Below are 11,626 nucleotides of genomic sequence, written 5' to 3' on the forward strand. Positions count from 1 at the left end.
CAGACAGACAGACAGACAGACAGACAGACAGACAGACAGACAGACAGTAGCATAAGTTTATACAAATATCAAGAAAAGTTAGCTCTAGGACTAAGAAGTCCCAGGGCTTATTTGTGTTGTGTCATAAATCTGAAGTATTTAAACCTCTGTAGTAATGTTACTGCTGTTAGAAAGGTGGTGGCATAATGCTAGAAAGAGAAGTTGAAAACGTTATTGAACAACACCTAAGAAAAAATAAATGGATTGTAGATGTTGGATTTAAAAATAGACAGGTTTATAGACAATCACCCAGAACAGAAGAAGAGAGAAACAAGTTATTGAAAGATCTTGATTCTAGGAGATTCCCTGATTTTATTTTATATGAAAGTAACAAAGTTCAAAAACCTATAGCAATTATTGAAACTAAAAGATCAGAACATAAAAATTTAGAAGATGCTAAAGAACAAGGAATGAAATATGCAAAAAAACTGGGAGCAAAATTTCTCTTTTTATATAATTTTAACCGTTATTTAAGTTATTATGTTCCAAATGAGAAATCATTATTAATTGATAATGTGGAAGTTAATAATATTTTGCCATTATCTATTTTGAAAAAATTTACAAGTAATGAGTTAAAAATTAGTGGAACTGCAGAGATAAGATCTAAATCAGATTTAATTAACCTTTTTAGAGTAGCAAATAATAAACTACGTGAAGCAGGAGTTAATGCTGGTGTAACAAGATTTTCAGAGTTCTCAAATTTACTTTTTTTAAAGCTAGTTAGTGACCTAAATGAAGAAAGAAATTACAATATTAAAGATGAGTTTTTATGGGATACTTATAAAACGTATGAAGGAAATGCTTTAATAAACTATATTAACAATACAGTAATTGATGGATTAAATAAAAAATTTGATAGTAGTGAAGAAGATAATGGATTATTTACACCTTTACACATAAAAGATCCAATAAAATTAAAAGAAATTGTAGATAAGTTAGATACTTTAAATTTTAAGAAAATTGATACAGATATAAAAGGTGACGCATTTGAATATTTTATCCAGAAATACAATCAAACTAATAATGATTTAGGAGAATATTTCACACCGAGACATATTGTTAGATTTTTGAATGATATTGTAAAACCTACATATGGGGACAAGATATATGATCCTTTTTGTGGAACTGGGGGAATGCTGATTGTTGCATTTGAAAGAATTTTAAATGAACTAGAAGAAAGAGGAAAGCTTGATGAAGATACCTTAACGAATCTAAGGGAACAAACTATCTGGGGTGGTGAAATATCAGATACTGCTAGAATTGCAAAGATGAATATGATTCTTTCTGGTGATGGCCATAGCAATATTATGCAACATGATAGTTTTATGAATCCTGTTTCTGATAAATATAATATTGTTATTTCCAATATTCCATTTAACATGGAAGTAACTAACGAACAAAGTTCATTATACGAACCAGATATTAAAAAAGGTAATGCTGTAGCAATATTACATATCCTAAAAGCTCTAAAAAATAATAATCCATATTCAAGAGCTGCAATTATTGTTCCAGACGCAGTTCTTAATGATAAGTCAATGAAAGATTTGAGAAAGAATATTGTTTCTTCAGGGCAACTTCTAGGAATAGTATCATTACCTTCTAAAGTGTTTTTACCATATACAGAGGCTAAAACTAGCATATTAATTTTTGGTAGTAAAACAAATATCCCAACTGAAAATATATTTGTTTATAAGGTAAAAAATGATGGATATACTCTAACAACTCGAAGAAGAAAAATATCAGGAATTAATGATTTGGATAATTTTATTAGCATACACGAAGAAATGCTTGAAACTAATTACAATAAAAAATTGAATTATGACAATTTATTTTATATTTCCAGAAAAGATATTCTAGATGAAAAGAATAAAAGTTTATTGTTAACACAATATCATGATGAGCAAATAACAGGATATATAAGACTATCTGATATTTTAGAACAAGTTAAAGAAAAAAATACTGAACATTTCGAAACTGCAAGTATTACTAACGCAGAGTTTTGGGGAATGCCTTTAGGTGAAGAATTATGGGGAGAAAACTTTATATCCGTTACATCAGAAAATAATATTAATTATAATGTGGTAAGAGAAAAATACATTAGTTTCAACCCTTCAAGAGCTAATGTGGGATCTTTTGGAATTAATATGTCAAACACACCTGTAGCTGTTTCAAATGCCTATCCTACGTTTAGGTTAAAGCAGGGAATGGAGTCTAGGTATTTAATGGAATACATATATCTACAACTTACACATAATTCTAGGGTTATTGAAGATATTGCAGAAAGATCATATGGAACTATCAGACAAGCGTTAAACGCTACTGAGTTCTTAAAATTACAAATCAAGGACATCAGTTTTGACGAACAACAGAAAATTGTTAATACTGTAGAGAAAAAACATTCCCAAGTATTACAGATACAAAAGGAACTTAATAATTTAAACCTTGAATAGGTAAAAATAGTCAAAGAAATTAATGTCAAAAAATGCAGATAAATTACTTCCTGATAAGTTAGAACTATCAAATTTTTTGAAATTTATCGAGAAAAATAATAAAAAATATTTTACGAGCTTTTTTAATTGAAAGCTCGTTTTGTTTTGTCATAAAAAATGTGTTTCTGGTATTTTTGAATAAAATAAATACATATACAAGGAGGTAGAGGAATAATGAAGAGACAAATAGCAAACTTTTCAGAAAGAATTAAAGCATGTTTTTTATTTCCGCTTGCACTTATATTACTTGTAGTTATGGCAGTAAGTGGATATTACGATAAAGACGATTATGATTGGAGAGAGTATGACGATTATGTTGGAAAAAGATTTGATAGATGGGCTAAAAGTCAAGTTTTCTTTGGGAATCCACCATTGGAATTATTTCAAAAAAAGATCATGCAATTATCAGCAAATGATTTATTGAAATTGAGATTAAAATTAGAATCTCAAAAAAGAAATATTGAATCAATTGAGAAAGGATTGCTTTATATCGGAGCCACTATAAACGCTGTATTTTTCATGAGTTGCTTGTTTATTATGAGAGATATATTTACTTCAAAAAATGGGAATAACTATTTAGAGTTAGTAGTATATGCGTTAATAGGCTACTTAATCCTTGTGATAATTATTATGAGTATTATTCAAACTGGCAAAAATATAACCGATAACAAGTTATTTTTAGTTAAAGAAACAATAAAACGACAATAAATCAAACGTAAATCAGACTATAAAAAGCTTGAATTTATGCGTTTTTTTAGATGTTTAGAACATAAAATCAAACATATTTCGACAATAAATCAGCAATAAAAGAAGGGTGATTTAATTTGAATACTAAAGAGCTAATTACTTTAGCTGTTGAGAATAAAGAAAGAGAATATAATAGCGAAGAAACTAAAATTAAGGGATTACTTAAATTTATGGGCTTGGTTTCGTTTAATATAACTGATCAACAGCTACCAAAGAAAGAAATTTTTAAGCATTGGAGATCTTTTTTAATACATAATCCATTAGTATTATTTAAAGTTATCTGTTATCCAATTATCAATTTTGTATTAGTTTGTTTAAATATATTTTATAGTATTTGTAATCTTGTTGATAAAACAATAGTAGCTACGGCTTGCGTAATGCCTATTATATATTGGTTTTCACAAAAAAGTGATAATAAGATGAGTGTATCAGAGTTATTTAATAGTTATGGTTGGCTTTTTGTATGGTTTATGTTGATTATAATTATTGCTAAGATGATGTATCTAATGACAGTAGATGTAGTGACAAATAGGATAAATGAGTTTTACAAAAAAACTTTTCTAACACCTTTCAAACTAATTGATTTAGTACATATAACTATTTGGTATCAATCAACCACAGGGAAAGTAACAGCTGCTGAATATAACATTGATAAAGATTACTACAAACTTAAATTTAGTAAGGAAGAAATTTTACAGATATTAATTCAGGATAAATTAACTTTAGATGAATTGAGCATGTATTACGATACTTTGTCGAGTGTTGATAAATTCTTTTTAATGAATGAATTTGCTAGGAAATCAGAAAGTGATTATGCTGAAAAGTCAAAAATTAAAAGATTAGCTAAAGGTGTATATATGGAACGAAAAGGAATTGCAAAAAGGTAAAATGCACATCTAGAGATACATTTATATGGTACTGCAATGTATCTTTAAATGTACTCTTATAGACAATTTGTATCCTATAAGCAGATAATTTGTTACCTTAGAGGTTTTGAATCAAAAAAGTGATTAGACGAAAAAATCCACCTAGAAACATAACAATTCTAGGTGGATAATCCATTTTTGTAGGAGATTTAATTTATATAACCATTATACTATTTTTTATCTTTAAAGTTCAGATCAATTGTCACAACTCGGTCACTTTTTTTCATGTATTCTCTAATGACAACTCTAAAAAAGGTAGTTAGATTCATTTCTTCTTTGACGTTATCCATGAAGTCGATAATATCTTTATCTTTTTCTTTATCCATTTGAAATATATAGTTTTTTTTAGCTCTTCTTTCAGCCATAGGTCACACCACCTCAGTATAGTTTTACTATTACTTACACTATTATATTATCATTAAAAGAATTGTATTGCAATTATTTTTAATGAAAGACAATAAAAATACATTGCTTTTTTGTTGTCGAAGTTGTATATTATGAGTATAGAAACACTTAACCAAAAAAGGAGATGTTTTGTATGGAAAAGACTAACAAATCTTTATTAGCTGCAACATTGGTTGCAGGTACATTAGTAGCAGGAACAAATATTAATAATGTAAAAGCTGATACAGTTCCAGCTAATGACAATAATAAAACTACAGAAGCTAATACACCAGTAGCTAATAATAAACAAACAGCTCAAGCCAATGTAGATACAGCTAAGAAAAACCAAGCTAAAGCTCAAGAAAACTTGAATCAAGCAAAGAGTGACTTAGATGGTGCTACAAATGATGTAAATGGGGCAACTTCTGATGTAAATCAAGCACAATCTGATTTAGATAAGGCTAAAGAAAATAAGGCTGAAGCTACACCAGAAAATATTGATAAAACTAAAACAGATATTGTTAATCAAGAACAAGCAGTATCTGATGCAAATAAGGCAGTTACTGACGCTCAAACTAATGTGACTGATAAGCAAAATAGTGTAGATAAGGCAACTTCTGATGTGAATGCAGCTCAAGATGTTGTTAATAATGCACAAAATGAAGTAAATAAAGCTCAAGAAAACGTTGACCAAGCACAAAAGATTCTTGATGGTACAAATGCCCAAGAAGTAAAAGATAATGTTACAAAGACAGAAAATCAAGTTAAGCAAGATCAAACAGATTTAGCTAATAAGCAAAATACTGTTAAAGATACACAAACTAGCTTAGATAATGCTAAGGATCAAGTATCTAAAGATACACAAGCAGTAAATCAAGCTAATCAAGATGTAACAGCTAAGCAAAATACAGCTGACAAGACGCAACAAGCTCAAGATAAAGCACAATCTGATGTAAATGCAGCTCAAAACGTTGTTAATAACGCACAAGGCAAAGCTGATGACGCTAAGAAAGTACTTGATGGCACAAATGCTCAAGAAATTAAAGATCAAGCAGCGGCTACTAAAGCACAAGTAGCTGTAGATGAAATTGATGTACAAAGTAAACAAAATAGCGTAAATAATGCTCAAACAGCAGTAAATAAAGCACAATCTGATGTAAATAATGCTAAAGCAGAAAATGATAAGGCACAACAAGCATTAGTAGACGCTCAAGATAAAGCTAACAAAACACAACAAGCTTTGAATGACGCTAAGACACAACGTGATAATGCTAGTCAAAAGGTAAATTCTATTACAGACCAATTGAATAGTATTAATACGATCGTGCTACCAGATGGGTATGCTAAAGTCAAAAATTGGTCTGAACTACAACAATTTAGTGAAGATGGTTATAAGTTAAATAATTTCAAACATAGTGAAAAAGATAAGGAAATAACATTAAATCCTACAAAATTAACTGCAGAACAACAAAGAGATTTAACTTTATGGATTGCTCAAGTTTTAAATACTGCAAGGGAAAGTGCAGGAGTTAATAATAGAAATGTTGTTACAGATGACTCATTGAAGTATGCAAAGGTTATCGCCGATAATTATTGGGATAAATTTGATCATGATACTTCTGCTTTAGAGAAAGGTGAAAATGCAATAGGTGGTGTTTCATTTAGTCAAGAATCAATTTCATTAGGATATGTATCTGATGAGACTATTACATTAGATGAATTAAAAGAGGCAATTTACAGCAGCATTTTAGATATGATTTTTGATGATGGTGACTCTAATTGGGGACACGCTGCTCAACTAACAGGAATGGGATTATTGAGTTTTGGTGATCCAGATGAAATTTATTTTGGTTTTTCTATTGATAGAAATGGAGTACTTCATTATGAAAATTATGAACCAAGTAAAATTGACAGTTCAATTGTATACACTATTCCAGACAACATTTCTATGTTACAAGCACAATTAGCAAATGCTCAATCTGATTTACAAACTAAGCAAGCAGCATTTGAGACAGCTACTTCCAATAATGCTAATGCTCAAAATACATTAGCTAGTGCTAAAACAAATACTCAAAATGCTAGTCAAGATTTAGCAACTAAACAAGCAACTTTAGATAAAGCTAATACCAACTTAAATAATGCTCAACAAGCGTTGAAAGCAGCTCAAACTAAATTAGCTAACGATCAAGAATTAGCTAAGAATGCTCAAGAAGCATTAGATAACTTGAGTGCAGATTTAAAGACAAAACAAGCAAATTATGATAATGCAGTTAAGGCTTTAAATGACGCTAAAGCAGATTTACAAGCTAAACAAACAGTATTAGCAAACGCTAAAGCAGAAAATGATAAGGCACAACAAGCATTAGCTAGTGCTAAAACAGCTTTGGAACAAGCTCAAACTACATTAAATGCTGATAAAGCTAATGTAACAAACGTGGAAGCAAAATTAGTTCAAGCACGTTCAGACGTTGATAAGGCAACAGCCAAACTAATTAACGATCAAGACGCAGCTCAAGCTGCTAAGGAAGCTTTGGCAAACTTAAATGCTGATGTTAAAACAAAACAAACAAACTTAGACAAAGCTAAAGCAGAATTAGCAGATAAGCAAGCAGCTTTGAAGAACGCTCAAACAGAACTTGCAGCTAAGCAAGCAGTGCAAGCAGACGCACAAAAAGCTTTGGGACAAGCACAAGCAGATTTAGCAACAGCAAAAGCTAATGTAGAAAACGCTAAGGCTGAACTAAAAGCATTACAAGATAAATTAGCAAACTATGAAAATGCTGATGAAATCTTAGCAAATGCACAACAAGCATTAGTAGACGCACAAGCTAAATTGGATAAGGCTAAAGCAGTACAAGCAGACGCACAAAAAGCTTATGATACAGCAAAGGCAGATTATGAAGCTAAAGCAGCTCAAACTAAGGAAGCTGAAACTGTATTAGCTAAGTTTATTGCTCAAGAACAAGCACAAAAAGCTATTGAAGAGGCAGAAGCTAAGGCTAAGGCACAAGCAGAAGCTAAAGCAAAGAATACATTCTTCTATTTAGCTGATGGGAAAGTATATGATGAAAAAGGTCATATCATGGTAGGTTATACAGTTAAGGGCGATCAAATTTTCAACGAACGTGGTGAATTAATTGGTACCCTTACAAAAGAACCAACAACACGTATGATGAAACAAGCAGTAGTAAAAGCAAATGTATTACCTCAAACAGGTAATAAGAAGGCAGATAATATTACTTTAGCTGGTGCGATTGTAACAGCATTGGGTAGCGTTCTTGCTTTAATCGGTTTGGGTAAGCGTGAAGATTTAGACTAATTTATTTTAATGATAATATGTAGCGAGCTTCTTATTTTAGAGGCTCGCTTTATTTTTTGAGGTGGAGAATTTATGGCAAATAAAAGTAAAAAAATAGATGAAAGAATCGAAGAAGCATATAGAAATTCAATTCTTGAAAAGAAATCTAGAAAACCTAAATTAAAAGAAGCAAAAAGTAAACTACCTATAAAAATAAAAGCAGCAATTATATCATTATTAACATCAGCTACGGAATTAATACTGATTTACTATGGTAAAACAGATTTCTTAAAACAACTCGGATACCAAGTGCATAGTTTTAACATTTACGGATTATCAATAATTTATGCTGTACTATGTGGTTCAATATTATATTTAATGAAAAATATTAATCTTAGCTTTAGTATAGGATATCTAATTCTTACTGGAGTATTATTCATTAGTATATTTTTTCTTGCAATAATAGGTGCTTATAATATTGAAATCATACAAACTCTAACGAGTTTAGCATTTATTATTTTAGTATCCACATTAATTGTGGTTCTAGTAGAAGGATATTATGAATCATTTTTCGATTGGTTAAAAAAAGATTCAGATGATAAGTATGATATAGCTAAGATAATTTTCATTTGGGGAATAATAACGTGGATTATAGGAATGGTTTCAACTTTCAAATAGTATCATAAAAAAAGCAATAAAGGCTTCTTCTGATAATATAAACTTAAATTGAAGGAGATGTTTTTATGGAAAAATTAAAAAAATATCCATTTTTTATATTGTTACATTGGCTACCTTTTCTTATTACCAGTTTTTTGTGTATATTTTCTCTAAAAAATAGTTTTTTTTATATAGTTAAAGAAAAAGCAGACTCTGATACAGCAATTGTAGTCTTGATAACTGTTATTATAGCAGAACTTGGAGCTGCTATAGCATTCCCAAAATTAATAAAAGAATTGAAGGAAGAATACATAAGGAGTAAAAATTATAAAAAATATATGATACGGATTGCAACAATCATAGTACTAGAAATAAGTATAGTTTTGTTTACTTTTTCTGTGACAATGATCTATGGTATATTTTTATACATTTTTACAATTATATTTTTTTCGCTTATTTTTTTAGATTAAAAAGAGGGAAGATTTTTTGTGAAAAAGTGTCTTTACAATTATTATCATCTATACTTTTATTTTTATATATAGAATAGGGTGTGTAAAATGAAAGAATTAGATAATTTAGGAAGAAAAATAGATGGCTGGTTAGATAAAAATATTAGAGGTTGGCTAGATAAACATTGGAAATCACTAACAACCTGGATATATGTGATTATTGTAGTTGTATTTATTGCATTGCAGAGAGTTCCTGAAAATATTAAATATCATAGTAAGGTATTAGCTTGTTTTGTTATCACATTTGTCGTATTAATTACGCTAATAGTATTATTTTTAACTATTTATTTACCAAGAAATTCTAAAAAATAAGGGGAAAGTCTATTCAGAAAGAGGTTTTTTAAGTATGGAAATGAATTTATCAGAAAGATTAGCTAATTGGTTAATTAAAAATTGGAAAGATATATGTTTTATAGAGATATTTGTTTTAATCGGGTGGTCTATACTTATGTATGCCCTTTACTTACTAGATGAAAAGTACATGCAAAAGTTTTATTTGTTAAATTGAGAGAAAAATACGTGATATATTGGATTTGAATTGATGAGATGAAACTTAGTTTGGGGGAAATTAAGAGCATACAACATGATAAAAAATTAGGTTTTACAATTGAAGTAGACTTATAAAATGGTATAGTTAAGATAGTAAATAAATTAATGGAGAAAAGTTATGAAAAAAGGTTTAAAAGTATTTTTGAAATGGAAATATTGGACTTCATGGAAGTATTGGACGAGTGTTTTTTTACTTTTTGGAGGATTAGTTTATTTTTTTAAAATTAATTTTTTTTTAGTAGCTCCCAGAATTAATAGTATCATTTTATATGTATTACTATTTGTAGCGATAGCTTTATTTGAGGCTGCTTGTATAGTTATTTGGAGGGGATATGAGAAATAAAAGGTATAGATTACCAGTTGGTTATTTAAAAAAAGTAGAATATTTAGAAAAATTTAGTTTAAAAGAATTAGAGTTGTATCAGGCATATCTAAAGTCTGTTATCGAATTTGGAAAAGCAGTAGTAGGGAGTATTATTGCTGCAATCATTGCAATTTTTGTTGCAAATTATGATAAAACGATTTATCCTGTTTTATCGGATATTATTAGAGTATATATTAGTAAAAAGGAAATAACTGATACTGGATTAAAAATAATGTTGATGAGAATAAATTTTAGTGTAATTATAGTGATCTCTATACTATTAGCAATATATATTAGCAGATTAATGAATGCGTATAGAGAAAATAGTATTGTAGAGTATGTTATTAATAGTAAGCAAAAAGATATGGAGATAATGAAATATGGAAACCGTATAAGACATAGAAAAAGAGAAAAAAGGGGATAGATATGAAAAAATATAATTATTACTTTGTGATTGAATTTTTTTTAATAATTATAGCTATAGTATATAATGTTAATTTGTATAATTTTAATAAAAAACTAAATGATAATTTGGGAGAAAATACATCATTAATTATACGTTCGTTTAAAATGTTTTCTTTTGAAGATGGCAAGGCATTTAATTATTTATTTGGAGCTATACTAATAATTCTTTTTGCCAGTATTATTATAGCATCAGGTTGGATTAAATATTTCAAATATAACATTAGTGAATTATTATTAATAAATATTATATGTACTTTTTTTAATATTACAATAATAATTTTTACGCTTGTATTGATAAACAATCCTATATTATGGGGCTTTTTAGTATTATGTGGAGTTGGTAGTTACATATTTTTTATAATGGGAGTGTAATATGCGTTGACATATTTGCTAGATTAAAAAATGAATAAGATCATTTTCCAGTCACTTAGTTGGCTGGATTTTTTATTGTCCTTTTTTTGTGTCATCAATTTAGCACTTTTTAAAATTTCGTATAAAGTTAGAATCATGATTTAACGTCATTATTAAAAAGGCTGTAAATCAAAAATAATTTAGGACGGTGATTTTGATGGTAACTTAGAAAAACTATAAATTTTCAGAATAAGGAAAGGAGAAAAAGTTTATGAAAATAATAAATAAAACTCTTAAAAAATTGTCTCAGACAATGATGTTATCTTTCCTACTTGCTCCAATTTTTATAAGTTCTACTCAAGCTTTCGCAGATAGTGTGGGGGGGGGTACAAACTCCTGAGCAAGCAGAGAAGTTAAGACAACAGGAAAAAGATAAATTAGAAAAGTATCTAAAAGCAAGTAAAGACGCAGAAGAATTTAATAAGAATGGTTCTACTCAACTTACAAATGCAGTTAATGGCACAAAACAATATTCTAACGTATTAACAGTTACTCAAAATCCAACTAAGGAGATACACGTAACTCCAGATGAATATTGGAATAAAAAAGCAGAATTACAAAAAAATTATGACACTCAAACTAAAGACATTTTAGATAAAACTCAAGCAGCTAAAGATCTAACTCAAAAAGAAAAAGACGCACAAGCTAAATATGATAAAGCTTATGCAAAATATAAAGAAGACTATGCTGCCTGGGAAAAAGAAACTAAGCAATTTCTTGAGAAAACTGCCTCTGAAACAGGGTGGTCAGTTCAACAAGTACTTGATTAGAAAACGGGCGCAAACCTC

Annotated in this window: 12 protein-coding genes; 11 read left to right on the plus strand and 1 reads right to left on the minus strand. The window is 29.0% G+C overall.

All coding sequences use genetic code 11. The features are described from left to right. The 4 genes from FC55_RS10170 to FC55_RS09325 all read left to right on the plus strand — a co-directional run. Positions 1–186, plus strand: a 186-nt coding sequence (locus FC55_RS10170) for a hypothetical protein (protein ID WP_235803289.1), incomplete at its 5' end; no start/stop codon positions are given. After that, positions 186–2,489, plus strand: coding sequence for an N-6 DNA methylase (locus tag FC55_RS09315; protein ID WP_003699049.1), 2,304 nt, complete (start codon positions 186–188; stop codon positions 2,487–2,489). The genes FC55_RS10170 and FC55_RS09315, both read left to right, overlap by 1 nt. A gap of 213 nt (positions 2,490–2,702) precedes the next feature. Beyond that, a complete protein-coding gene (locus FC55_RS09320; RefSeq protein ID WP_003699050.1) occupies positions 2,703–3,236 on the plus strand; it encodes a hypothetical protein in 534 nt (177 codons plus the stop codon). Between the two features lie 116 nt (positions 3,237–3,352). Then, positions 3,353–4,162 (plus strand): hypothetical protein, encoded by an 810-nt coding sequence (locus tag FC55_RS09325; protein WP_003699051.1) that lies wholly within the window; start codon positions 3,353–3,355, stop codon positions 4,160–4,162. A gap of 209 nt (positions 4,163–4,371) precedes the next feature. On the opposite strand, the gene FC55_RS09330 is transcribed toward FC55_RS09325, so the two are convergent. Next, a complete protein-coding gene (locus tag FC55_RS09330) occupies positions 4,372–4,566 on the minus strand; it encodes a hypothetical protein (protein ID WP_003699052.1) in 195 nt (64 codons plus the stop codon). A 173-nt stretch (positions 4,567–4,739) separates the two neighbouring features. On the opposite strand from FC55_RS09330, the gene FC55_RS09335 reads away from it, so the two are divergent. From FC55_RS09335 to FC55_RS09370, 7 genes are all read left to right on the plus strand, one after another. Continuing rightward, the gene (locus FC55_RS09335) at positions 4,740–7,904 is read left to right on the plus strand and encodes an SEC10/PgrA surface exclusion domain-containing protein (RefSeq protein WP_003699053.1); all 3,165 of its coding nucleotides are present in this window, start codon (positions 4,740–4,742) and stop codon (positions 7,902–7,904) included. A 72-nt stretch (positions 7,905–7,976) separates the two neighbouring features. After that, positions 7,977–8,561 (plus strand): hypothetical protein, encoded by a 585-nt coding sequence (locus tag FC55_RS09340; protein WP_003699054.1) that lies wholly within the window; start codon positions 7,977–7,979, stop codon positions 8,559–8,561. A 65-nt stretch (positions 8,562–8,626) separates the two neighbouring features. Beyond that, positions 8,627–9,010, plus strand: coding sequence for a hypothetical protein (locus FC55_RS09345; RefSeq protein WP_003699055.1), 384 nt, complete (start codon positions 8,627–8,629; stop codon positions 9,008–9,010). Between the two features lie 87 nt (positions 9,011–9,097). Beyond that, entirely contained in the window at positions 9,098–9,361 is a 264-nt protein-coding gene (locus FC55_RS09350) for a hypothetical protein (RefSeq protein WP_003699056.1), read from the plus strand. A gap of 569 nt (positions 9,362–9,930) precedes the next feature. Then, positions 9,931–10,386, plus strand: coding sequence for a hypothetical protein (locus FC55_RS09360; protein ID WP_003699060.1), 456 nt, complete (start codon positions 9,931–9,933; stop codon positions 10,384–10,386). A 2-nt stretch (positions 10,387–10,388) separates the two neighbouring features. Further along, on the plus strand, positions 10,389–10,799 hold the full coding sequence (locus FC55_RS09365; protein WP_003699061.1) for a hypothetical protein: 411 nt from the start codon (positions 10,389–10,391) through the stop codon (positions 10,797–10,799). A 353-nt stretch (positions 10,800–11,152) separates the two neighbouring features. Next, positions 11,153–11,608 carry a hypothetical protein gene (locus FC55_RS09370; RefSeq protein ID WP_057704750.1) on the plus strand — a complete coding sequence of 152 codons (456 nt, stop codon included), beginning with the start codon at positions 11,153–11,155 and terminating at the stop codon, positions 11,606–11,608. The last annotated feature ends 18 nt before the right edge of the window (positions 11,609–11,626 follow it).

The organism is Ligilactobacillus salivarius DSM 20555 = ATCC 11741 (genome assembly GCF_001435955.1).
Taxonomy (GTDB): Bacteria; Bacillota; Bacilli; order Lactobacillales; family Lactobacillaceae; genus Ligilactobacillus; species Ligilactobacillus salivarius.

Coding starts and splice junctions, on each gene's coding strand:
- FC55_RS09360 (WP_003699060.1), top strand. CDS start 9,931: ATGAGAAATAAAAGGTATAGATTACCAGTTGGTTATTTAAAAAAAGTA.
- FC55_RS09315 (WP_003699049.1), top strand. CDS start 186: ATGCTAGAAAGAGAAGTTGAAAACGTTATTGAACAACACCTAAGAAAA.
- FC55_RS09330 (WP_003699052.1), bottom strand. CDS start 4,566: ATGGCTGAAAGAAGAGCTAAAAAAAACTATATATTTCAAATGGATAAA.
- FC55_RS09340 (WP_003699054.1), top strand. CDS start 7,977: ATGGCAAATAAAAGTAAAAAAATAGATGAAAGAATCGAAGAAGCATAT.
- FC55_RS09320 (WP_003699050.1), top strand. CDS start 2,703: ATGAAGAGACAAATAGCAAACTTTTCAGAAAGAATTAAAGCATGTTTT.
- FC55_RS09335 (WP_003699053.1), top strand. CDS start 4,740: ATGGAAAAGACTAACAAATCTTTATTAGCTGCAACATTGGTTGCAGGT.
- FC55_RS09365 (WP_003699061.1), top strand. CDS start 10,389: ATGAAAAAATATAATTATTACTTTGTGATTGAATTTTTTTTAATAATT.
- FC55_RS09345 (WP_003699055.1), top strand. CDS start 8,627: ATGGAAAAATTAAAAAAATATCCATTTTTTATATTGTTACATTGGCTA.
- FC55_RS09350 (WP_003699056.1), top strand. CDS start 9,098: ATGAAAGAATTAGATAATTTAGGAAGAAAAATAGATGGCTGGTTAGAT.